The organism is Nitrobacter sp. TKz-YC01 (assembly GCF_047824785.1).
In the GTDB taxonomy this organism is placed as follows: Bacteria; Pseudomonadota; Alphaproteobacteria; order Rhizobiales; family Xanthobacteraceae; genus Nitrobacter.
On the sequence record NZ_CP181167.1, the window covers coordinates 993,610 to 1,017,263 of the forward strand.

The 23,654-nt window shown below is 61.1% G+C and carries 20 protein-coding genes; 11 read left to right on the top strand and 9 right to left on the bottom strand.

All coding sequences use genetic code 11. From position 1 onward, the window contains the following. Positions 1 to 12: 12 nt before the first annotated feature. On the bottom strand, positions 13 to 1,032 hold the full coding sequence (locus tag ACMYR2_RS04650) for a formylglycine-generating enzyme family protein (protein ID WP_416193764.1): 1,020 nt from the start codon (positions 1,030 to 1,032) through the stop codon (positions 13 to 15). Positions 1,033 to 1,099: 67 nt separating this feature from the next. Continuing rightward, positions 1,100 to 2,257 carry an MFS transporter gene (locus ACMYR2_RS04655; RefSeq protein WP_416194060.1) on the bottom strand — a complete coding sequence of 386 codons (1,158 nt, stop codon included), beginning with the start codon at positions 2,255 to 2,257 and terminating at the stop codon, positions 1,100 to 1,102. A 571-nt stretch (positions 2,258 to 2,828) separates the two neighbouring features. Here ACMYR2_RS04655 and ACMYR2_RS04660 point away from each other — a divergent pair. From ACMYR2_RS04660 to ACMYR2_RS04670, 3 genes are all read left to right on the top strand, one after another. Further along, positions 2,829 to 3,964, top strand: a protein-coding gene (locus ACMYR2_RS04660) for an IS3 family transposase (protein ID WP_416192834.1) whose coding sequence is annotated in 2 segments (ribosomal slippage) — positions 2,829 to 3,099 and positions 3,099 to 3,964 — 1,137 coding nt in all. Because the reading frame shifts where the segments join, the coding sequence is not laid out codon by codon here. Between the two features lie 429 nt (positions 3,965 to 4,393). Next, positions 4,394 to 6,370: a hypothetical protein gene (locus ACMYR2_RS04665; RefSeq protein ID WP_416194061.1), complete on the top strand. Its 1,977-nt coding sequence runs from the start codon at positions 4,394 to 4,396 to the stop codon at positions 6,368 to 6,370. 95 nt (positions 6,371 to 6,465) lie between these two features. After that, complete coding sequence (locus ACMYR2_RS04670) at positions 6,466 to 6,945, top strand: VOC family protein (protein WP_347264097.1); 480 nt, start codon at positions 6,466 to 6,468, stop codon at positions 6,943 to 6,945. A 156-nt stretch (positions 6,946 to 7,101) separates the two neighbouring features. Here ACMYR2_RS04670 and pqqE read toward each other — a convergent pair whose 3' ends face one another. The 6 genes from pqqE to ACMYR2_RS04700 form a co-directional block, all read right to left on the bottom strand. Beyond that, a complete protein-coding gene (gene pqqE, locus ACMYR2_RS04675; RefSeq protein ID WP_347264098.1) occupies positions 7,102 to 8,241 on the bottom strand; it encodes a pyrroloquinoline quinone biosynthesis protein PqqE in 1,140 nt (379 codons plus the stop codon). Further along, the gene (gene pqqD, locus ACMYR2_RS04680; protein WP_347264099.1) at positions 8,238 to 8,540 is read right to left on the bottom strand and encodes a pyrroloquinoline quinone biosynthesis peptide chaperone PqqD; all 303 of its coding nucleotides are present in this window, start codon (positions 8,538 to 8,540) and stop codon (positions 8,238 to 8,240) included. Before pqqD ends, pqqE begins: the two co-directional genes overlap by 4 nt. Further along, on the bottom strand, positions 8,537 to 9,322 hold the full coding sequence (pqqC, locus tag ACMYR2_RS04685) for a pyrroloquinoline-quinone synthase PqqC (protein WP_347264100.1): 786 nt from the start codon (positions 9,320 to 9,322) through the stop codon (positions 8,537 to 8,539). The genes pqqD and pqqC overlap by 4 nt, the downstream gene beginning before the upstream one ends. Continuing rightward, entirely contained in the window at positions 9,306 to 10,205 is a 900-nt protein-coding gene (pqqB, locus tag ACMYR2_RS04690) for a pyrroloquinoline quinone biosynthesis protein PqqB (RefSeq protein ID WP_347264101.1), read from the bottom strand. The genes pqqC and pqqB overlap by 17 nt, the downstream gene beginning before the upstream one ends. 28 nt (positions 10,206 to 10,233) lie before the next feature. Further along, positions 10,234 to 10,329, bottom strand: a complete 96-nt coding sequence (gene pqqA, locus ACMYR2_RS04695) for a pyrroloquinoline quinone precursor peptide PqqA (protein WP_347264102.1) — start codon at positions 10,327 to 10,329, stop codon at positions 10,234 to 10,236. Positions 10,330 to 10,594: 265 nt separating this feature from the next. Continuing rightward, a complete protein-coding gene (locus ACMYR2_RS04700) occupies positions 10,595 to 11,413 on the bottom strand; it encodes a hypothetical protein (RefSeq protein WP_416193765.1) in 819 nt (272 codons plus the stop codon). Between the two features lie 373 nt (positions 11,414 to 11,786). On the opposite strand from ACMYR2_RS04700, the gene ACMYR2_RS04705 reads away from it, so the two are divergent. The 4 genes from ACMYR2_RS04705 to ACMYR2_RS04720 all read left to right on the top strand — a co-directional run bounded on the left by ACMYR2_RS04705 (position 11,787) and on the right by ACMYR2_RS04720 (position 15,964). After that, positions 11,787 to 13,187: a cytochrome B6 gene (locus tag ACMYR2_RS04705; protein ID WP_347264105.1), complete on the top strand. Its 1,401-nt coding sequence runs from the start codon at positions 11,787 to 11,789 to the stop codon at positions 13,185 to 13,187. Positions 13,188 to 13,389: 202 nt separating this feature from the next. After that, complete coding sequence (locus ACMYR2_RS04710; protein WP_416193766.1) at positions 13,390 to 14,493, top strand: glycosyltransferase family 4 protein; 1,104 nt, start codon at positions 13,390 to 13,392, stop codon at positions 14,491 to 14,493. Positions 14,494 to 14,524: 31 nt separating this feature from the next. Then, positions 14,525 to 15,214, top strand: a complete 690-nt coding sequence (locus ACMYR2_RS04715) for a class I SAM-dependent methyltransferase (RefSeq protein WP_347264107.1) — start codon at positions 14,525 to 14,527, stop codon at positions 15,212 to 15,214. Between the two features lie 123 nt (positions 15,215 to 15,337). Next, positions 15,338 to 15,964 carry a hypothetical protein gene (locus ACMYR2_RS04720; RefSeq protein WP_347264108.1) on the top strand — a complete coding sequence of 209 codons (627 nt, stop codon included), beginning with the start codon at positions 15,338 to 15,340 and terminating at the stop codon, positions 15,962 to 15,964. A 25-nt stretch (positions 15,965 to 15,989) separates the two neighbouring features. Here ACMYR2_RS04720 and ACMYR2_RS04725 read toward each other — a convergent pair whose 3' ends face one another. Further along, positions 15,990 to 17,654 (bottom strand): aminotransferase class III-fold pyridoxal phosphate-dependent enzyme, encoded by a 1,665-nt coding sequence (locus tag ACMYR2_RS04725; RefSeq protein WP_347264109.1) that lies wholly within the window; start codon positions 17,652 to 17,654, stop codon positions 15,990 to 15,992. 34 nt (positions 17,655 to 17,688) lie between these two features. Between ACMYR2_RS04725 and asd the strand changes: the two genes are divergently transcribed. From asd to ACMYR2_RS04745, 4 genes are all read left to right on the top strand, one after another. Beyond that, positions 17,689 to 18,585: an archaetidylserine decarboxylase gene (asd, locus tag ACMYR2_RS04730; protein WP_416193767.1), complete on the top strand. Its 897-nt coding sequence runs from the start codon at positions 17,689 to 17,691 to the stop codon at positions 18,583 to 18,585. Between the two features lie 431 nt (positions 18,586 to 19,016). Then, positions 19,017 to 21,371, top strand: coding sequence for a TonB-dependent receptor (locus tag ACMYR2_RS04735; RefSeq protein WP_347264111.1), 2,355 nt, complete (start codon positions 19,017 to 19,019; stop codon positions 21,369 to 21,371). A 126-nt stretch (positions 21,372 to 21,497) separates the two neighbouring features. Next, complete coding sequence (locus tag ACMYR2_RS04740) at positions 21,498 to 22,178, top strand: Fe2+-dependent dioxygenase (protein ID WP_347264112.1); 681 nt, start codon at positions 21,498 to 21,500, stop codon at positions 22,176 to 22,178. A 215-nt stretch (positions 22,179 to 22,393) separates the two neighbouring features. Beyond that, the gene (locus ACMYR2_RS04745; protein WP_347264113.1) at positions 22,394 to 23,503 is read left to right on the top strand and encodes an alpha-hydroxy acid oxidase; all 1,110 of its coding nucleotides are present in this window, start codon (positions 22,394 to 22,396) and stop codon (positions 23,501 to 23,503) included. Positions 23,504 to 23,654 lie beyond the last annotated feature (151 nt).

Genomic DNA, 23,654 nt, shown 5'->3' on the forward strand with positions numbered 1-23,654 from the left:
TAGGAAAAAATTCTAAGATGGGAGCGTCCGAGCAACCCGAAAACCAAGGTACCTGAGCCGATAGTCGGAGGCGAACCAATAACGGCTCGCCGAGCGGAGGAAGGCCGGAGCGAGGAGGAAGGACCCGCCGCGCACGACCCGATGATAACAGCTTCCCCCTTCGATCCAAGCAGAGCCATCCGTGGGCGCGCCGTTGTATGTGTCGTGGTAGCAATCCTCCGTCCACTCCCGGACATTGCCGACCATGTCATTGAGACCGAACCCGTTAGCCGCAAATGAGCCGACGGGCGCAGTTTGTTTCGCATCCCATTGGCTGCCACAGGAGTGGCAGTTGGCGTGGTTGTTGCCAACTGTGTTGCCCCACGGATAGACCGTCTGTGTCCCAGCGCGCATGGCGTACTCGTATTCCGATCCCGAGAGCAGCCGATACGACTTGCCGGTCTTCTTCGATATCCACGCGACGTAAGCTTGGGCGTCGTCCCAGGAAACGTTGATTACCGGGCGACGGCCACGGCCCCAGCCTTCGTCGGAGGGCTTATAGCCGTTGCAGCCGCCTTTGGCGACGCAGGCATCCCATTCGTCGAAAGTCACCTCAAAGCGGCCAACTGCGAACGGTCGAGCAATCGTGACAGGATGTTGCGGACCTTCTTCGGGGGAATGCTCAGGCTCGCTTGTCGGTGACCCCATCTTGAAGCTTCCGGCTGGCACCACCACCATCTCGGGGCAATTTGCACAGTCTTTAAACATGTCCTTGGGCTTCAGCACCTGCTGCTGCATCGAGGGTGGCGCTACCTCCTGAGCGGACGCGCCCGTCACCGCGACAATGATCGCGGCGCCAAGGACGCAAAACTTAAGAAACGATGTTAGTGCTGGCAGAGCGCACCACCTGTCCACGCCGCGCGCTGGAGTTCCTGACTGCCGCCGCGTTTCATCTTCGAGGCATTTTTTTCGTTGTTCGGGTTCGAACGGTGCAGGTTCATGCGAGCAACTGAAAAAGCCAATGCGTTTCGAAAGATCAAGGAGGGAGAACATGAAATACATCCGTCAGCAGGGCAGGGGCTGTTACGAGAGAGAATTCCAAAGGGAGAAGCGATCGTCGTCACGCACCGCTTGCCGTTAGTATCTCCGCAGTCGTACTCGTTTTTTCAATAAGCGGTTTTGCATTCCTGAAGCCGATCCGCGAAAGCACGATGTAGAATGCCGCGACATTCATTAGCGCCCAGATCGCAAAGCCCAGGGTATAGTCGCCGAGAAGTTGCTTGCTGGTGGCCAGGATCAACGTCATGGCGAAGCCGCAGGCCGCGCCGGCGGCCTTGGCTAGCCCGCTGACCGCACCGACATGGACAAAGTACATCGGGATCAACTTGATGACCGCCGCTGCGGCGGCGCCGGACAGCAGCGCAAGCCCATACATGGCAAACAGCTGGACGGGTAATGAGATTTGCACGGCCATGAGCACGGCCAGAACGACCATTAGCCCGAACAGCCAGCTCAAAATTCTGAATGGATCCGAACGATCGGCCAACCAGCCGCCCAGCGGCCGGGTGGCCGCGACACAGACCACCAAAGGGGGAGTATATACCATGGAAGCCCGGATGGCATCCACATGCCAGCGATCAAGCAGATAGATCGACATCGCCGACGCGAAGAAGGTAAGCGTACCAAACGAGACCCAGTAAAGGTAGGTCACCAGCCAGACCACCACGCCTGAACGATACACGGCGAAGATTTCACGCAGCGAGGTCGTTTTGAGCTTCCTGTTCGGCGGATCCGACGTAAAGAACCAGTAGACCAGAGCCATTAACAGCGTAGCACCGGCGAAGATTGGGAATATCAGGCGCCAACCGTCGGGGCCGCTCAGAACGCGGGTAATCAGGAAAGTGACGGTCACCATGCCGACGGTGATTCCGACATTGCCCATACCGAAGATACCGAGCGCTGTACCTTGTTTGGATTTGGGGTACCACGACGATACATGAGCGTTGCCGACGACGAAGCTCGCACCGCCCAGTCCGAGCAGGGTCCCGACCAGAAGGAAGGCGTAATAGCCGCGGGCAAAGTACCCGACAAGAAGAGGAAGGGTGAGAGTCAGAAGCAGGAGGGTGAAAACACCCCGACCGCCGAACTTGTCGGTCAAGATGCCAAGCGGAATGCTGACCGCAGCGGCGAAAAAAGGCTCCATCGCCGTCAGAACCAGCACCTGAGTCGCGCTGAAATCGTACCATTTGATTAGAAAAGGGGCGAGCGCGGCAAACATCCCCCAAACCGCAAACCCCAGTGCAAATGCCAGGGATGAAATCCACAAAACCCTGGAGTTGCCCGAGGGTTCAACCTTCACATCAGTTACGAGAGCCGGATTTTCCACGACATCTCCTACTAGAGATCACGCTACACCAACTTCAAGCTCGGCTTCCGATCACGCGGTAAAGTGCGAGTCGCAGACGTCTCTTTGAGTCTTCCGGTGAGAATGTCTCGTAGTGATCTCAGGTTCATCAATAACAATCGACGATCACGCCTATTAGTTCCGCGCGCTGCTCGATCTCAGCCAACCGCCGTTTGTCCATCTCGCGAGGCTACGAATGTCAGCGATTAAGGAGATTAAATAATCCCGGGGGGATAACGGTGCGGGGCTCAGGGAGTCTGGGGATGCCATGACCTCCAACCGGAGAAGCTGCCGAGCGTCACCTATCTCCAGCAGCCCGATGTACAGGCTGCGGTGCTGAGGGAGGTCGCGACCCAGTATCGCCCGGCCCAGATGGAACTGAGGTGGTGCCGGTTTCTGAGACAGGGGCATAAGGTGGATCGCCCGATGAAAAGGACGATCCGGTATGAAGACACGCAGACGATTTACGGCTGAGTTCAAGGCCAAGGTTGCGCTTGAGGCGATCCGTGGCGAGCGGACGATTTCGGAACTGGCGACAAAGCACCAGCTTCATCCGAACCAGATTACGCAGTGGAAACGGCAGGCCATCGAGAACCTGGCCAAGACGTTCGACGACAAGGCTGCTGATGCGCAGGTCGGCCGGGAAGCCGAGGTGACCAAGCTGCACGCCAAGATTGGCCAGCTTGTCGTTGAGCGGGATTTTTTGGCCAAGGCCTTCGATCGCTGAGCCTGGATCGGAGGAGAATGATGATTGACCCCGATCACAACCGGCTCTCGATCCGCCGCCAGTGCGAACTGGTCTCGATCTCGCGGGCGTCGTTCTACCGACAGCCCGCCGGCGAGACGCCCGAGAACCTCGAACTGATGCGCACCATCGACGAGGCCTTCATGGAGACGCCCTGGTATGGCTCCCGGCAGATGGCCCGGCATCTGCGGCGTCAGGGCTGGTGCGTGGGTCGCAAGCGGGTCCGGCGGCTGATGCGCAAGATCGGTCTGTCGCCGATCTACCAGGCGCCGAGAACCAGCGAGCCGCATCCGCAGCATCGCATCTATCCCTACCTGCTGCGGCACCTGGCGATCGAGCGGCCGGATCACGTTTGGTGTGCCGATGTGACCTATATCCCGATGCGGCGCGGCTTCCTTTACCTCGTGGCCATCATGGACTGGTTCAGCCGCAAGGTCCTGGCCTGGCGGTTGTCGAACACGATGGATGCCGACTTCTGTGTTGCCGCTCTCGAAGAGGCGATCGCCTGCCATGGCAGGCCCGACATCTTCAACACCGACCAAGGCTCGCAGTTCACTAGCTTCGCCTTCACGACGACGCTGAAGGATGCCGGCATCCGCATCTCCATGGACGGGCGCGGCCGCTGGATGGACAACGTCTTCATCGAACGACTGTGGCGCAGCCTCAAATATGAGTGCGTCTTCCTCAGCACATTCGAAACGGGAAGCCAAGCCCGCTGCGGCATCGGCTCCTGGATAGACTATTACAACCGGCGACGCCCGCACTCGACCTTCGCCGGCAGGACGCCCGACGAAGTCCATGCTATGGCGGAAATGACGGAGCAATTGGCGGCGTAGAAACGAACCCGATCCACCTTAGCCAGGCCGCCAAACTGTCTCACCAAGCGGGTCCACCTCAGTCTCCACGACCAGCATCTCCCACCACCTGCTTCGTTACAAAGCAGGCAGCGCAACAGACCAACCTTCAGGGGGTCAATTTTGGACGCCGAGCCCCCGGCTTAGAGGGTCAATATTGCAGGCCGAATGACACCCGCTCCGCTCGAAAGCACTATAGGGATGACGAGCCATGAACCCCGCCATTCGCAACCAGGATCGGATAGAGCCGCATCCAGTTCCCGGTTCCTCTCAAGCCCCGCTTTTGCTTGAATGAGAAGTGAAGCTTGAGACTGTTGTTCTGGCGTGTTTTCTTCACGCGAAGCGGTGCCGTCCTCCAGTCAGGTCCAGGGGACACGCTTCGCTCGGGAGCGCTATAGAAAGGTTGCCATGATGCACGTCACCAGCCGGTTTGCTGCAGGAGTAGTGGCTGCGTTCATTTTCGCGGCGATAAGCCCACCGGCCGAAGCGACGACAAGTCCGTGCGAGCAGGCAGTCGGGTTCTCGGTCCTGCCCTCGCCGTTTGCGCCCTGGAAGGGGACGCCGCTGCGCGTCATGATCATGACCGAGAAGCGGCTGCAGGGCGAGATTTCGCTGGTCGCGCCGGATGGAAGCGTCGCGGCCAGATCGTCTGACCGCCACGGCAGCGCGCCGTACTCCTGGTTCGCCGAGGTCGCTCAGCCTGCGGCGGGCGTGTGGCGCGCCACGCTGACGCTCGGCAACGCAACGGCGGATTGCCACACGATCACACGCGATATCTCCGTGAGCGCGCGCAAGCCAAACCCTCCGCCCATTCCGTCGGGTGCGTTCTGGCAGGTGCGCAATAGCTGGAATCACGAGACCGAATCCTTGTTTTCCGCGTGGATCGAGAAACTGTTCGACGCGCCCCCCGATCAGGATCTGTCCTGGAAAGCCTGGCATGAGGTCCTGCAGAACCGATCACGCAATTTCCTGTTCAACTATCTGGGTCGCGGGGAAGATAACAAGCGGACGGGCCTTCGCCCCGACTGCGCTGATTTCGTGTACTTTCTCCGCGCCTATTTTGCCTACAAGATGGGGCTACCCTTCGGCTATTCCAATTGCTCGCGTGGCGGCCGCGGCAAGGCGCCCAGGTGTTACCAGTGGTTCGATATGGAGCATCCCGAACTGACACGCCCGCAGCCGCCTCCGGAACAGGAAACTGCGTCGGCTGCGGCCTCCGGCGCCATGCCGCCCGGACAAGCGCCGGCGCTTCTGCAGCCCTTTGCCTCGCTGCAGCCGGCTCCGGCCGAGACGCCCGCGGCTCCGCCGAAGGCGCGGCCGAAACGGCCGACGACGTTCAACGAATATCTTCGGGATGTCGGCGACGTCGTGCATACGGGCGCCGTTCGCGCCGCCGCGACCGACGATAACACCGACTTCTACACCGTCGCGCTGACCCAGGAAGCGCTTCGCCCCGGCACGGTGTACGCCGACCCCTACGGCCATGTGTTGATGCTCGTGCATCGCGTGCCGGAAAAGAACGGCAAGCCGGGCGTGTTCCTCGCCGTCGATGCGGAGCCGGACGGCTCGATCACACGAAAGCGTTTCTGGCGCGGCAATTTCCTGTTCGTGCACGACCCCGCGCTGGGCAGCCCGGGCTTCAAGCGCTTTCGGCCGATCGTGCGTGGCAAGGGCGGCGCGTTGCGGCGGTTGGCCAATGCCGAAGTTACCAGCAATCCCCAGTATGCTGATTTTTCGCTCGATCAATCGAAGATGAGCGCAGAGGATTTTTATGATCGCATGGACGACGTGATGTCGCCGGAGCCGCTCGATCCGGTGAAAGCGATGACAGACGCCATCGAAAGTCTGAACGAGCAGGTGAAGACGCGGGTGACCGCGGTCGAAAACGGGCGGCAATATCGGGAAAAACACGCTGAGGTGGCTATGCCCAATGGCTCCGCGATCTTCGGCACGACCGGGGCCTGGGAGGACTACTCCACTCCGGCGCGCGATTTTCGATTGCTGATCGCGATCGATGTCGTGCGGGGATTTCCCGATCGGGTCATTAGGCGGGCGTCGCGTTACACGATGCCGGGCGACAAGAGCATCGCGGACGTGAAAAGCGAACTGCAGGGCGTTCTCGCCTCCGAGCTTGCTTCGCGAAAAATATCCTACACGCGCAGCGACGGATCGCAATGGACGCTTTCGCTCAAGGAAGTCGTCGAGCGTGCGCCGCACTTCGAGATGGCCTATAATCCGAACGATTGCGTCGAGGTGAGGTGGGGGGCGTCGGACGGCGGCGAGGAGGCATCCACCTGCAAGCGGCATGCGTCGCAGGCGCAGCGCGAGAAGATGTCGTCGAAGTACAGGACCTGGTTTCAGGAGCGGCACTGGCCGACGAACAGCTAAATCGCGATCGCTTTTTGCCCGTTTCCATGCCTGTCCCTCGAAGGCGCGGGAACCGGCTCGGTTGGCTCCAAACTCCAAAGGTGAAAGGACGAGCGATGGCAACTGCCAGGAACACGATCTGCCTGTGGTATGACAGGGATGCCGAGGCCGCGGCCCGCTTCTACGCCGCGACTTTTCCTGACAGTTCGGTGAGCGCTGTCCATCATGCTCCCACGGACTATCCGTCCGGCAAGGCGGGCGATGTGCTGACGGTCGAATTCACGGTTGCAGGCATTCCCTGTCTCGGTCTCAATGGCGGTCCCGCGTTCAAGCACAATGAGGCCTTCTCATTCCAGATCGCCACTGACGATCAGGAGGAGACCGACCGCTACTGGAACGCCATCGTCGGTCATGGCGGTCAGGAAAGCGCGTGCGGCTGGTGCAAGGACAAATGGGGCATCTCCTGGCAGATCACGCCGCGCGCTCTCACCGAAGCGATGGCTGCCGGCGGCGACGAAGCAAAACGCGCGTTCACTGCGATGATGACCATGAAGAAAATCGACGTCGCCGCGATCGAGAGGGCGCGGCGGGGCTGACGCGTGACCAGATCAAGGTCTGAGGGCTTCGCTCCTGTTTCCATCAGGAGCGAAGCTCCGGATTATTGTTTTGTCGCGTTTTCTTCACGCGAACCGGTTTCCGTTTCGTCCGAAAACGCTCTATGGCGGTGATGATCTATGGCGGTGGCGGGCGAATTATCTTCCGCGATAGCGGAACGGTGGGGACGGCGCCTCGATGTCATTTACCTTGATGTGATCGACCTCGATATCATCGATGGTGCGCCGGTCGACAGTCTTCCGGTGCGGCGACTTGCGGCAAACCGGATCGGTCGCGGAAGCGTCGCCGACAAGCGCCATGGCCTGGCATCTGCAACCGCCAAAGTCGATCTCCTTGCGCTCGCAGCTTCTGCAGGGCTCCGGCATCCAACCGTCGCCACGAAAGGCGTTGAAGGCGCTGCCATTGTACCAGATCTCGCCGAGGGGACGCGTCCGCACGTTATCGAAGGCAAGGTGTGTGATGGTTTCGGCGGCGTGGCATGGTAAGACCTGACCCGAAGGAGTGACATTCAATCCGGCGCGGCCCCAGCCGCCCATGCAAGCCTTCGGATAGGTCGCGTAGTAATCGGCCGGAACGTAGTCGATCACAAGCACGCCTTCGAGCCGCGCGCGCATCGTCTCCACGATGCTCGTAGCCCTGGCGACCTGATCCTCCGTCGGCATCAGTGCCTGCTGATTGAGCATAGCCCATCCGTGGAATTGGACCGTCGCGATTTCGACGCAGCGCGCGCCGAGTTCGACTGCGAGAGATATGATATCTTCGATCTCTTCCATGTTCCGGCGATGACAGACCGCGTTGAGGGTCAGCGGAATGCCGGCGTTGCGCAGCCAGCCGGCGGCGGCCATTTTGCGTGCATGGCCACCCTCGTAGCCGGAGACATGATCGGCGCTGGCCGCCGTTGTCCCTTGAATCGACAATTGTACATGATCCAGCCCCGCCGCGGAGAGCTTGTCAACGCGCGCTTCCGTCAAACCAAGGCCCGACGTTATCAGGTTGGTGTAGAGTCCCAAGGATACGGCAGCCTCTGTCAGTTCGATCAGGTCGCGCCGCGAGGCCGGCTCTCCACCGGACAGATGCAGATGAAGAATGCCAAGAGCGGCAGCCTGCCGAAAGGTTTCGATCCACTCATTCGTCGACAATTCCTCGCTCGCCCGTGCCAGCTCCAGAGGGTTGGAACAGTAGGGACAAGCGAGTGGACAGCGATGGGTGAGTTCGGCCAGCATCGCGATCGGAGGCGGAGCCGCGACTTGTCCCGTCTGTTCTGCGGTGACGGTCATCCGACGATCTCCAGCGTCCGCCGGTTGATGAATTCGCGGATGAAGGGAATGATGTCCTGGAGAACCTGCTCCTTCGGCGCCTCGAACCGGCTAGCGAGATCATCGGCAATCCGATCCAGATTCCGGTGGCCATCGATCTCCTTTATGATCGCAACCGCGATCTCATCGAGCGCGATTACGCGCTCCGGCGCCAGAAGCACGGTCTGGTTTCGAACCATGTCTTCGCGCAGCCGGACGCCCCGCGCCAGATGCACGACGGTGCCGCCGTCAATCTCCGGTCGCGCAGCATTCGGGGTCATGACCCTGAAATCCTTTCGGCCTGGATGAGGCCGCCTTCATCCGCGCTGACGCCGTCGCGGCCGTTCCACGCGCCTGGAGGGATAAAGCCCGGTGCGACATAGGCGAAATGGAGAGCGTCGAGCTGGGACCACAGCACGTCGGTCTTGAAGACCAACGCCGAAGCCGCGGCATCCTGCTTCTCCATCGTGTCGGCATTGGCGAGAACATAGGACAGGCCGAATTCAAACGCGCGCGGCGCTTCTTTCAGACGCTGACGGAAGTATGACAGAGCATTGTCGTTGGCAAAGGCGTAATGCTTCAGAAGACCGGCGATTCGATCCTCGTGGATGGCTGGCGCGAACATCTCCGTCAGCGATGAGGCGACAGCCTCAAGCATCGGCTTCTCCCGGACGAAGGACACATAGGCATCGACCGCGAAGCGCGTCCCGGGGAGAACGCCATCTGTTGAGGTGACATAATCGGGATCGAGTCCTGTGGCTTCCGCCAGTTTCAACCATCGCCTCAGTCCTCCGCCTTCTTGAAGGCCGCCGTCATGATCCTCGATGCGCCTGCGCCAGGCGCGGCGCAGTCCGGGATCATCCACCCGCGACATGAAGGCGGCGTCCTTCATCGGGATCCGGCTCTGATAATAGTAACGGTTGATCACCCAGGCGCGCATCTGGGTCAGGGTGCATTGCCCGCCATGCAGCATCCGGTGAAACGCGTGCTTGTCGTGATAGCGCTCGGCGCCGATCGCCCTGAGGCGGGCTTCGAACGCGTTTCTGTCAGGCGCGGGTTGCAAGGGAAATCTCGGCGCCGTCGCAGCCGACTTCGAAACCATGTCGCAGAACCAGATCGCGCTCCGGTCCGTCCCGCCAGATGGGATTGGTGTTGTTGATGTGAGTGTAGACGATCCGCCCGATATCGAGTCGCGCCAGAACCTCGAGGCTGCCGCCTTCGCCGCTGATGGGCATGTGCCCCATGCGCCACCCGGTCTTTGTTCCGGTTCGGGTGCGGATCATTTCGTCGTCGGTGAAGAGCGTGCCGTCGAAAAAGACGATGTCCGCGCCGCGAATTCTGGTTGCGAGGGTTTCCGTCAGGTGGGCGCATCCCGGAATGTAGAAAGCTCTCAGGCCCTGGGTGGAAAGCGCAACGCCTATGACGTTCTCACTTTCAACGCCGATCGTCGCGTCCTCGTCCTCCATGAAAAGCGCCACCTTGCCGGGTACCGCGAACAACGACGCATCCAGCCCCGGCAGCAACTGAAAGCTTTCATTCAGAACAACCAGATCGCGCTGCACGGTGGCCTGATCAAGCACACGGAAGACAGGATTGGAATCGAGGACCCCGGCAATCGCCCCGGTCAGGACGATCCGGAACGGCTGGCTTTCACGCAACGTCAACAGGCCTGCGATGTGGTCGAGATCCCCGTTGGTGAGGACCACGCTTATGATCGGCGTATCGCGCAAACCACGCGGGTAAAGCTGCGCATTGTTGTTGATCTGCTGGCGAATATCGGGAGAGGCATTGAGAATCGCCCAGCTCAATCCATCCAGGCTGACCGCCAGCGATGATTGTGTCTGAGGGCGCAAGTCCAGGGATCGCGCCATCGCACAGTTCTGGCAGCCGCAATTCCACTGCGGCAGGCCCCCGCCGGCGGCGGCGCCAAGCACGAGAAAGCGCATGGGCTGTCGATCTCCCGCGCGGCCGGCCTCAGAGCCGGACCGGCGCGCGACCGTCAGCCGCAGCGTAGCTGTTGATCTCCATGCCGCAGCTGACTTCTACGAACCTCGGTGGATGCCACTTCATTTAATTCTCCCTAGTGAGAGTCAGCTCTTGGGACTAAGCCCTTCCAGAGGTCTGCGCAGACGCCAAAGGGCCGACGCCAAGGGTCAGGCCCCAGAGGTCAGCCGTCAAGGTTCATCGACAGACTGGAAAACGCCATAGCTGTCTGTAACGCGCTGCCGAGGGGTGGGTTCCCATAGCCTTGCTGGAATGCGCCCAGTCAGAGAAGGAGCTTATTCGGTGCATTCGCCAGGGCGTCATGTCGCTCCCGGCTCCGAGGCTTGCGTATTTAACGCAACGGCATCGGCGGTCGGGGAGCACTGTCGTCTCCGGGCCGAGGCGGAAGCCGGGCGGGTACCGGCGCTTGCGAGGCAATGTAGGCGTCGCGTTGCGGCGGTGGCGGCTGCCGTTCGGCCGCCTGAGGCGGCGGAGGGGATGGAAGAGGAGGAGAGGGCGAAACCGCCGCTTGAGGCGAGGTGCGATGTCGCTGCGGTGGAGCAGGCTTCGCCCGCTGTTGCACGGGCTTGGGGTGAGTTTCACGCTCCGCGGCCGCCGCGATCTCCCGGCGCAGCTGCTGCTGGCCGGCCTTCAAATCCTCGACCGCGCTTTTCAGCGCCGCGATATCGTTCGCCATTGTCTCAAGAGACTGTGCAATTTCGGCCGGAAGCGCGGCTTGAACTGGTGGAGCCTGCGCCGGCGTCGTGATGGAATCGGTGGACGGTGGTGGCGGCTCGGGTCCGATCGTCGCGGCCTCCTGCGTGGGATTGGCCTCGTTAGCCTCGGCGGTGGTTTGAGGCTGAGGCATGGCTGCCTGGGCAGCCCCCGTGTCCTCCGCTTCAACTGTGTTTGCATTTTGTGGAGAGGTGGGAGTCTCCGACAGAAGCTGCGGGACGAGCTGCGCAAGACTCTGTCTGGCCTGTTCACCATAGGAATGCCAGGCCGTGGCTGCGGCAAGGCCGATGCAGATAGCCAACAGCACCGTTACGATGCCGAGACGAGATCGCGCGCGGGAGACCGGATTGCGAAGCGCGGTGGCGTTATCGTTCGACGGCGCGGCCTGGAACAACGGCTCGCCGATCGGCAGGAAGGGTTCCATCGATCGAGACATCTCTTCAAGCTGATCTTCAAGCCGAGATGGCTCATGCCTGTCTTCGATATGAGACGGATCACGTCGTGCGGTTCGTGGCGCCAGGTCGCGAAGCTGCGCGGCTATGGCGTCGTGCGGATCGGCCTGAGAACCAGCGGGTTGCGATCTGAATAGCATTGGAGTTCCAGGTTACGTGTTGCACGGCCGGATTCCGGCTGGTCTGCCGGTCGAGAAGGAAGCTCCGCGTTTGGCGTCAGCAAGGCGGCAAGGTGAAAAGTGTAAGGCACGGAATGCCAGCTCGGCAACCGGGACGGCTTTCCCCGTTGCAACTTCCCCGTTGCAACCAAGTGCTGCATCGCGAGTTGGAAGGATTCAAATTTCTCGGACAATGGCCATGCCCATGAAAACCGCAATCGGATTCGCCACAGTGATCGCCGCCGCTTTAGCTTCGGCATTCGCGGCCACTTCCGATCCGCTGCCCCCCGATTCGACCTATCGTCCCTTGCCGACCCAGCCTTTCTCAAAGGTGAAGGAGAACGACGAAGCGCAGAAGCCGGCGGTTATGGAGCGGCAACGAGCGCTGCTGGAGCAGCGATACGATCTGGCGAATCGTCCTGTCGCGGGCGTCATGATGTCGGGCGGTCGAAAGGCGGTGCAGCAGGGCGTGCGGGTCAGGCTTCCCGAGGGTGTCACTTGGGATAGCCTTGCCGGGAAGGAACCGAACGAGATTCGAGAAAAGAACCTGCTGCCGAAGGGGTTTATTCCGCTGCCCCACGTCAAGCAGGCAACCGGCGGGCAGGTCTTTCCGGACGATCAGATTCGCAAGATCGCTAGCGACGAACAGCGCGACCTCCGCCGCTTCGACGTCGATTTCGACCTGCCCGGTCATCTGACGCCGGAGTTTCCGCCGCCGATCTTCCTCACGACGCATCCGGAACTCGGCGACGTATCGCGCGGCGATCTTCTGACGATCAGGAATTTCTACGAGTATCTGAACGGCATCATTACGCCGGTTCAGATGGAAGGCCTCCGCCTGCTGCTCACGCCGTTTCCGCAGGAAGAGTTCAACCAGACCGAGGACCGGAAAGTCGCGCAGCCGAGCCTTGGCGTCACCTGCCTGGACTGTCACGCGAACTTCCACACTAACGCTGCGTTTCACCTGACGCCGGACATCCGCCCGCAGGCGGAACGCTTCCGTCTCGATACCACCAGCCTGCGCGGCATGTACAACCAGCAGATCCACGGCTCGAAGCGATCGTTGCGTTCGATCGAGGATTTCACCCAGTTCGAACAGCACACTGCATACTTCAACGGTGACCACGTCAGCGCGGCGCGGAAAGGCATGCATCTGCCGGATCGCGCCAATCAGGTCGCGATGATGGCGCAGATGCAGAACATCATCGATTTTCCTCCCGCTCCGAAACTCGATCCCACGGGGCGGCTCGATCCAAAGAAAGCCACCGAACAGGAGCTGCGCGGCGAGCAGGTGTTTATGGGGAAAGGCCGCTGCGCTGAATGCCACATCCCGGCAACGTCCTTCACGGACAACAACATGCACGACCTGAAGCTCGAACGCTTCTATAAGGCCGGCCAGACCATCAATGGCATGGTCGCCATCCCCGATGGCCCGATCAAGACCTTCACGTTGCGCGGCATCAAGGACTCTCCACCGTATCTTCATGACGGCCGCCTTTTGACGCTTGCCGACACCGTGGAGTTCTTCAACCTCATCCTGGGTACCAAATTGAACCAGCAGGATAAGGATGCGCTTGTGGCTTACCTCCTCACCCTTTGAGGGTTGCCAATCAGAAGGGGCATGCGGGAGCTGTTGCTCGCCCGGGCCGCTTTGATGCGACGCGATTGAACCAGACTCCAGAGATTCGCTTCTGCAAGGGCAGGCCTGGAACGAGGCCGCCCCATTCATCGCCGCGTCATACGCCTGAAATATCGGTGGCCCAACGTCGTGGAATTGAGAATCAGAGAATGCGAGGAGCCTGATGCGAGTTCTGGTTGCGACCGATGCCTGGCATCCGCAGGTCAACGGCGTGGTCCGCACATTGATATCCCTGGCCCGCAGCGCGGCGGCGCTGGGTGCCGAGATCGAGTTTCTGACTCCGGAAGGTTTTCCGTCGATGGCTCTCCCGACCTATCCGGGGTTGAGAATAGCCTTCCCAAACCGCGGCGAGATCGCCCGCAGGATCGAAGCGGCGTCACCGGATGCCATTCACATCGCGACCGAGGGCCCGGTCGGATGGATGGTGCGAGCCTATTGCCGCCGTCGAAATCTGGATTTCACAACATCCTATACAACGCGCTTTCCGGAATACATCGCCGCTCGCTCGATCATCCCGATGTCGACAAGGTCGATCATCCCGATGTCGACGCGTTCGATCATCCCGATGTCGGTGAGCTATGCGGTGCTTCGGCGATTTCATGCGGCCGGCGCCATGACGATGGTCGCCACGTCCTCGCTCAAAGAGGAGCTTAGCGCGAGAGGCTTCAAAAGGCTCGGGTCCTGGACGCGAGGGGTCGATACCGAACTGTTCACGCCCGATCATGCGTTCGAGCTTGATCTGCCGAGACCGGTCTTCATGACCGTAGGTCGTGTCGCGGTCGAGAAGAACCTGGAGGCGTTCCTTTCGCTGAATCTGCCGGGGTCCAAGGTGGTGATTGGCGATGGACCGCAACAGGCGGAGCTGGCAAGCCGGTATCCCAAAGCCCGGTTCCTCGGCGAGAAGACCGGCCGCGAGCTCAGCGCGCATCTGGCGGCAGCCGACGTCTTTGTTTTTCCAAGCCTGACGGACACGTTCGGCATCGTGCAACTGGAGGCGCTGGCGTGCGGCACGCCCGTCGCCGCGTTCCCGGTGACCGGTCCTCTCGATGTGATCGCCGGTCATCCGGTCGGTGCGCTGGACATGAACCTGAGAAGCGCCTGTATCCGCGCACTCAGCATATCACGTGAAGCCTGCAGGAATTTCGCCTTGCAATACTCATGGGAGAATTGCGCAAGGCAGTTCATCGGCAACCTCAGCGCGTTGCAGCCGAGCCGTTCATCGCAGCTTCGCGGTGGCCTGATGACGCGAGGCGTTGCGCAAGGCTGACCCCGCGCGAAGAAGGAAGAGTGAAGTTATCATGACGGAAATCCTGAAGCTGGATGATGGCGAGCGGTTGGACTTCGACCGCGCGACGGTTGAGCAGGCCTATGATCGCTGGGCTCCGGTTTATGACTTCGTGTTTGGCGGCGTGTTCAGCAAGGGTCGCAAGGCGGCTATTCAGGCGACCGGCAAGGTCGGTGGGCGCGTGCTCGAGGTCGGCGTCGGCACGGGAATCTCGTTGCCGCAATACGCATCGCATCTTCGTATCTTCGGGACCGACATTTCGGAAGCGATGTTGCGGAAGGCGAAACGCAGGGTCACGGCTCTCGGCCTGAAGAACGTCGAGGATCTTGCTGTCATGGACGCGGAGAAGCTCGAATTTCCCGACAGTTCTTTCGATGTCGTCATGGCGCAGTATGTCGTGACGGCGGTGCCGAATCCGGAAGCGGCTCTCGATGAGTTCAGCCGCGTCCTGCGGCCGGGCGGTGAACTGATCATCCTGACCCGGATCAGCGCCGACGCCGGGCTGCGCCGTTTTATCGAGCGCCGGTTGCAGCCGGTGGTGCGTCCGCTTGGTTTTCGGACAGCTGAATTCACCTGGTCGCGTTATGCGCAGTGGCTGGCAACGGCAGGCGAAATGGAGCTGGTGGAGAACCGGCCGATACCGCCGCTCGGCCACTTCTCGCTGCTCCGGATTCGGAAAACCGCGATCGCGGCTGCCGCCTGATCGTGACGGTCGAAGTCCGCGCGAGCGCATCATCGCGGCGCGTCGTGTGACATTTGCATAATGTCATCTTGCGTACATCGAATCCTTGTAAATCGAACGAACCGTATTCTTGGCAGGGAATGAATGATGAGCTTTCGAGAGCAATTGCGCACTCAACGGTGGGATGATCATCGCTACTACCATCACAGCCGCATTAACCAGAGCCTGCATTTTGTCAGCGCCTTCAGCTTTCTCGTTGCGTATGCGTTATTGTTCGTCGACCCGGTCGCCGCCGCGCTGATCGGCTGGCTGTTCTCCATGACCACAAGGCAGGCGGGTCATTTCTTCTTCGAGCCGAAAGGCTACGATCATGGTAATGAGGCGACCCATGATCACAAGGAGGAAATCAAGGTCGGCTATAATCTGAATCGGAAGATTGTGCTCATGGCCATCTGGGCGCTGTCACCGCTGGTTCTCTTCCTCGATCCGACACTGTTCGGTCTCTTTACGCCGTGGGCCTCTCCGGCTGATTTCATGCGTCAGGTCGCCAAGGTGTGGCTGGCGATCGGAATCGGCGGCGTGCTGTTCCGAACCGCTCATCTGTTCTTCATTCGCGATGTCGAGACCGGCCTCGTCTGGATGACCAAGATCCTGACCGACCCGTTCCATGATCTCAAACTATACTACAAGGCGCCGCTGTATCTGATGAAGGGCGAGTTGATCGACCCGGGCCTTGGACAGGTCCAGACGCGCAAAGCGCACTCGAACTGAAATGCTCGGCAAGACGGCCGCCTGCTCACCGCGGCCGTCTTGCCGTGATCATCTCCTTCAGGATTTGCCGGCGCACGCTTTTGTTGGTGAGCGAGGGATTGCGCCACCACCAGCCATCCCGCTTCATATTCCCGGCCGCTGTCACGAAGCGGTCCGCGACAGCGGCAAAGTCGGCGTCGCTGTAGTTCAGGCTGAAGATCAGGCGGCCGGTGCCGACCCAGCTCAAAGCGAGCCCTTCGGCTCGCAGATAGTATTGAAGCATCCAGTTGTAGCGGGACGGCTCGGTGTAATGCACCGTCCAGATCGACGACAGATTGCCTACCTGCACCGGAAGATCGCGTGCGCTCAGCAGGTCGTTCAGATGTTTCGCACGTCCGTTCCAGGTCTCATCGAGACCGTCATAGATCGCGTGGAAGCCCGGAGCGGCGAGCCGGCTCAGGAATTCGTCCATCGCCGCCATGACGTAGGGATGCGAATTGAAGGTGCCGCGAGCGAAGCAGATGTCGGCGGGCCGATCGTCGCGGAATCGTCGCATCAGATCCTTGCGGCCGCAGACCGCGCCGACAGGAAGGCCGCCGGCCAGGCTCTTGCCATAGGTCACCATGTCGGCGCGGACGCCGAAATATTCCTGCGCGCCGCCCGCGGCGAGTCGGAAGCCGACGAAAACCTCATCGAAAATCAGAACGATGCCCCGCTCGGTGCATATCTCGCGCAGTCGTCGCAGCCATTCGCTGTAGGCGGCGCGGTCGAACCGGCTTTTGCGGGAACTGTCGACCAGCGCGGAATCAGCGGGCGCTCCGGCGTTGGGATGAAGCGCCTGCAAGGGGTTCACCAGAACGCAGGCGATATCGCGCCGCGTCTTCAGGACATGGAGCGTCCGCTCCGACATGTCGGCGAGAGTATAGGTCTCGTGCGGCGGCATCGGATTGCCCACGCCGGGCTGAACGTCGCCCCACCAGCCGTGATAGGCCCCGGCAAAGCGGACCAGATGCGATCGGCGCGTATGATAGCGGGAGAGCCGAACCGCCTGCATCACGGCTTCGGTGCCGGACATGTGAAACGAGACTTCGTCAAGACCGGAGATTTCGCAGAGCCCGCGAACATTGTCAGCAATCACGGGGTGATAGGGCCCCAGCACGGGCCCGAGATCATGCGCGCGTTTTTCCGCCGCCGTGATGCAATCCTTGTAGAAATCGTTGCCGAAGATGTTGACGCCGTAGGAGCCGGCCAGGTCGTAGAAGACATTGCCGTCGACGTCGGTGACGGTGACGCCGCGCGAGGACTGCATGAAGGCGCTGGTCGAAAGATGCTCGCGCACCGTCCGGCTGTACTGAAAGGGCACCCGATAGGTCTCGGTGAACTGCAGATCGGAGATCCGGCTCGAAACCTCCGCGGTCATCCGTCGGCCCTTGGCGTAGCGTTCTTCATACAGGCGGGCGAGCCGGAAGAAAGCCTCTCTTCGTTGCTTGACGATTTCCGGCGGCGCGCCGTCGGAACAGAAAAAGTCGTCGTCATCGAATTCGTAGAACGGCAGCAGCCGGGCAACCGTCCTGGACAATCTGGAATGACCGGTCAGCGAGCGGTGCTTGGCCCGCGAAAGCGCCAGCCGGGCGTTCAGTTTGGGAAGGGCCGCTGCTGCGCCGCCAATCGCGGCGGCGGACAGGGCCAGAATCGGAAGAGGCAGGTCCATGCCGCCAGCGCTATCCAACCCCTCTGACAGGTTCATGACAATGAGAAAGCTGATCGCGGCCCTGACCGAGCAGGAGGATCTGAATTTCCTGCTGACCAACCGGATTCCGCGAGCCACGCTGACCCGGTTCATGGGATGGTTCGGCAAGATCGAGCAGCCCCTGATCCGGGATCTCTCGATCGCTTGCTGGTGTTTGTTCTCCGATCTCGACCTGAGCGAAGCGCGCAAATCCAGCTTCAAGAGCCTGCATGATTGTTTTACGCGGGAGTTGCTTCCGGGATCGCGCCCGCCGGACCCTGACCCCGCGATTGTGGTCAGCCCTTGCGACGCAATCGTCGGGGCGTTCGGGAAGGTGGCGGATACAGAGCTTTTTCAGATCAAGGGCGCGCCTTATTCGCTGCTGGACCTGCTCGGCGATCCGGCGCTGGTGGAGGCCCACCGGAACGGCCGCTTCATCACCCTGCGGCTGACATCGAGCATGTACCATCGCTTTCATGCGCCGCACGACTGCCGGATCGATAGGGTCACGTTCATTCATGGCGATGTATGGAACGTGAACCCGATCGCACTGAAGCGGGTCGAGCGGCTGTTCTGCAAGAACGAGCGGGCCGTGCTTCAGACGCGGCTGATAACCGGCGAGACGCTCACCCTGGTGCCGGTGGCGGCGATTCTGGTCGCGGGCATCCGGCTGCACTTCATCGATGTCACGCTCAACGCTCGAACGAAAGGAACGGCGGTTTTTCATTGCGATTCCAGCGTGAAAAAAGGCGAGGAACTCGGCTGGTTCGAGCACGGATCGACGATCATTATGCTGGCCTCGGATGAGTTCGAATTCTGCGACAACGTGGTGGAATCGGCGCGGCTGAAGGTAGGTCAACCTCTTATGCGACGGGCTGCCGGGACAGGGGTGCGGGAGCCGGATCAGGCTTGACATCGATGGTGAATGACGTCCCCTCAGCTCAACGATGACTGGATAGCTGGAGCCCTTCTGTTTCTGACAGAAACAGAAGCGAGGCTCTATGATGTTGATCTGACGTAGTTTCTTTGCGTGAATCGATGCGCGCGTGGCCTGAAAGCTCCAGGAGAGAAACGAAAAGCGTTCTCGATCTGCGCGGCGAATCCGCTGCTGCTCAGCAAGTGCGACGATAGGTAGCGCTGCGGCGTCAGTCTGAAACCATGGCCCTGAAAAATGAGCTCTTTCGCGTGGCTCTGGCGTTGCGAGGTGGTGCAGAAAAGCATCTATGTAGATTGATATGAAGATGACCTCACGGGTTTAGATGAATTCTATAATAAAGACTTTGTCGTTTCATGTAGAAGCGCACCCACACATTAGGAACTGATTGTTTTGGGGGCTCTACGGTTATGACCAAGAAGCTTGAGGTGCAGCTTTATTCGTCGATTTCTCATCTGGCTTTGTCAGCCGGACTTGCGGTGTCGCTGGCTGCGATCGCTCAGCCGGCGTCGGCGCAATCATCTCGGTCATCCAGCGCCATTGCCCTCGATACCATCAACGTCGAAGGGGAGGGTGGGACCGCAGGCGCTGGTGAAGGCGCATACAATGTGACGACGGCCTCTTCACCGCGGCAGACCGCGCCGTTGCTCGATACGCCGCAATCCGTGACGGTCGTGCCGCAGGCGGTTATTCGCCAGACCGGCGCACGCAATCTCACGGAAGTGTTGCGCACCACGCCGGGCATTTCATTCGAAGGTGGCGAGAACGGTTTCGGCACTTCGGGCAACACCTTCCAGATGCGCGGCTTCGATGCCAGCGGCAGCCTCTTCATCGATAACGTGCGTTCAAACGGCAGCTACACGCGCGACATATTCAACGTGGACCGCGTCGAGGTGTTCAAGGGGGCCGCGGCGGATAACGGCCGCGGTAATGCCGGCGGCTACATCAACATGGTCACCAAGCTGCCGTCGCTGCAGAACTTCACCCAGTTCGACACCTTCTCCGGTTTCTCCGAATACGGCAACCAGCCGCAGAAGCGTGGCACCGTCGATCTCAACTACATCGTCGCGCCCAACACCGCCGTGCGCTTCAACGCCATGCTTGAACAAAGCGGCATTCCCGGTCGTGACCTGGCTGAAAACAAGGCCTGGGGCGTTGCGCCGTCGGTCGCCCTGGGTCTCGGCACCGATTTCCGCGCGTTCATCGCTCTCGAGCACATGTCGAGGCGGGATCGTCCGGATTGGGGCGTGCCGGGGGCGACCGTTCCTGGTCTGGTAACCTATGATCCTGCAACGATGGGTGTTCGCCGCAACGCGTTCTACGGTTTACGCTCTGACTTTGACAATGTGGACGCCGACCGCGTGCTCGGTCGTTTCGAATACGACATCACCCGGCGCATCACGATCAGCAACCAGACGGTCTGGGCGCAGGTCGATCGGACGACGCGCTACACGATGCCGGCCGGCTTCACCGCGCCGGCTACAGCGCCGACCAGCACGATGTTCTACGGCCGGCGCAACCAGACGGTCAGCAACATCACCAACATGACCATCGATGTGGACACCGGTCCGTTCAATCATAAGATCGCGACGGGTATCGAGTTCAATCACGAATCGTCTGATGCTAACCGGTTCGGCTCGGTCAATTCGACGACTAATCCGGCCCTGATTGCCAACGTGTTTGATCCCAATCCCGACCGTGTCGGAGCTTTGCCTTTCAACCCGACGCAAACCAATCGCGCCAATATATCCACCGCCGCAGCTTACTTCTACGATACCATCAAGCTCTCCGAGCAGTGGCAACTCACGGGCGGCCTGCGCGCCGAGCATTACAAGGTCGATATCAACAGCCGCACCATCGCTGGCGGGCCATCCGACATCGGAAACTTCAATGACACCCGCACCACGCTGAACGGCAAGGTCGGCCTGGTCTATAAGCCGGTGCGGAACGCCTCCATCTATGGCTCGTTCGGCGTTTCGCATCTGCCGCCGGGTTCCTATCTCTCCAACGAGGATATTGCGCGCGAAGGCGGCAACGCCTTTCCCGGCCTCGTGCCAGGGGCTCCTCCGGTGCGTTTTCATAACTATGAACTGGGCAGCAAGCTGGACTTCTTCAACAAGCGGTTGATGGTCGCCGCCGCCCTGTTCCGCACCGAGAAGGTCAACCAGCCGATGACCGGCCGTGATCCTGGTGAGACTGTGGACAGCCTGAAGGGCTTCGGCAGGCAAGTCGTACAGGGTGTCGAACTGAGCATCACCGGGGCTCTCACCGAAAACTGGAACGTGTTCGGCGGCGCCGCCTTCATGGATAGCAGACGCGAGCACAGCGCTTATCTCGACCTCGTTCGCCGCACCGCGAATCCCGCCGATTTCGCCGCGGGTCCGGGCGTGGGCGGCCCGTGGACCTCGACCAACGGCGACGCGCTGGCCTTCACGCCGCGCGCCACCGCCAATCTGTGGACCACCTATCATGTTCCGATGACCAACCTCACGATCGGCGGCGGCATCCGGTATGTAGGCACATCCTATCTGGGCCGGCCGGACAATGCGCTTCGTATCATCCCGAATGGCAAGTACGGCCAACTGCCGGCTTATACGGTGGTCGATTTGATGGCGTCGTATGAACTCCACAAGGATGTCATCGTCCGGTTCAACATCGATAATGTGGCGGACAACCGCTACGCGATGTCGACCAACTGGTCCGGCGTTCGTGCTTTGCTTGGTCCGTCACGTAACTACCGCGTGAGCACCAGCTTCAGGTTCTGATGCTTCAGCTTCGAACCTGATGCGAGAATCCTTTGAACGCCCCGGCGCCGTCGCCGGGGTGTTCTTCTTTGCGCGAGCGATGAAGATCCGTGCTGGAGCGAGGCTGCCGGGAAAAGGATACAGGCGATGATCCAGGTTATTTCGGACGTGCTGACTCCGGACGAACTGAAGCGCTTCCGCGAGTTGCTCGCACAAGCGCAATGGCAGGACGGCCGCGCCACCGCGGGTCATGTCGCGGTCCGCGCCAAGGCCAATGAACAGTTGTCGCAAGACGATCCGCTGGGGCAGCAATTGTCCGAGTTTCTGCTGGAGCGCCTCGGCAAGATCAGCCATTTTATCGCCGCGGCGCTGCCGTTGAAGGTGCTGCCGCCCCGTTTCAACCGCTACACCGGCGGCGGCAGCTACGGCGATCACATCGACAACGCGATCTTCTCCGTGCCGGGAGCCGGGGTGCGTATCCGCGGCGACCTTTCCTCCACGCTGTTCCTCAGCGAACCCGGCGACTATGATGGCGGTGAACTGATTATCCAGGGCGAGTTCTCCCGGCACCAGTTCAAGCTGCCGGCGGGACAGATGATCCTCTATCCTGCCAGCACCTTCCATCAGGTAACGCCGGTCACCCGTGGCTCGCGGCTCGCGGCCTTTTTCTGGACGCAGAGCCTGGTGCGCGAACACTCGCGCCGCGCGCTGCTGTTCGAACTCGACAATACCATTCAGGCGCTGGCGCGGGACAACCCCGAGCAGCCGGCGGTCGCCCGCCTCACGGGGCTTTATCACAACCTGTTGCGCGAATGGAGCGAGACCTAGAGCATCGGACCCGAAAGTGGGAACCGGTTTTCGGGATAAATCCGATGCTCAATCAATTAACTGGAGCGACGGCGCTGATTCCATTTGACCGGCCGCCGCTCTGGAGCCTCTCTGCTTCCGATCAAATCAGAAGCGAGATTCCATGATTTTGACTTAACGCGTTTTCTTAACGCGAATAGGTCATCCACTTCGCTCGAAAACGCTATAACACGACGATGACCACGCCGCTTGCCAAGCTCACGCAGATTCCGCCGACGGTCGCGGCGGTCGCCGACTACGAGGTGCTGGCGCGTGAGCGCGTGCCGCCCGGAGCCTGGGCCTATCTTGACGGCGGCGCGGCGGACGAGGTGACCGCGCGGGAGAACCGCGCGGCGTTCGCTCGTCTGCACTTGCGCACACGGGTCCTGCGCGATCTCACCAGCGGAAACACGACCTGCGAGTTGTTTGGCACGCGGCTGCGCGCGCCGATCCTGCTCGCGCCTGTCGCCTACCAGAAGCTCGCATATCCGGATGGTGAACTCGCCACCGTGCTCGGCGCCTCTGCGATGCGGATGGCGATGGTGGTCAGCACGCAGGCGAGCGTCACTCTGGAGGATATCGCACAGGAGGCGCAGACGCCGCTGTGGTTTCAGCTCTATGTCCAGCACGACCGCGATTTCACGCTTCGTCTCGTGCGCCGCGCCGAAGCCGCTGGCATTCGCGCGCTGGTGGTGAGCGTCGATGCGCCGATCAGCGGCCTGCGTAACCGCGAACAGCGCATGGGCTTCGCTTTCCCGGGGGACGTGGAGCCGGTCAATCTGCGCGGCCTGACGCCATCGCCGCGAGCCACCGGCGAGACGCTGTTCGACAGTCCGCTGATAACCAGGGCCGCGACCTGGCGCGACATCGAGAATCTGCGCGAAGCGACCAAGCTGCCGCTGGTGCTCAAGGGCATCATGACGGCGGAGGACGCCGAGCGGGCTCTCGTGGCCGGCGCCGACGGTCTCATCGTCTCCAACCACGGCGGGCGGGTGCTCGACGGTCAACCCGCGACCATCGATGTGCTGCCGGAGATCGCGGCCGCCGTATCCGGCCGCGTGCCGATCCTGCTCGACGGCGGCATCCGGCGCGGCGGCGATGTCTTCAAGGCGCTGGCGCTCGGCGCCAGTGCGGTGCTGATCGGCCGCGCCTTCGTTCACGGGCTGGCCGCGGCGGGCGCGGTCGGCGTCGCCCATGTGCTGCGCATCCTGCATGCCGAGCTGGAAGCGACCATGGTGCTCACCGGCTGCCGGGATATCAGTGCAATTTCGCCGGCGTCGATCCGGCGGGCGGGACTGCGGACGTAGCGTGGTGTTTCAGAAGTTCGCTTTCATTTTCAGCGAGTCCTGCCTGCGTGTTCAGCTTGACCTCAGCGATGACGTCTGAATTGATGGGAGTGTACCCCTCAGGGGCCTCGCATCCGCAACGGTCGATCGGCACGTCAGGATTTGCCCTGTT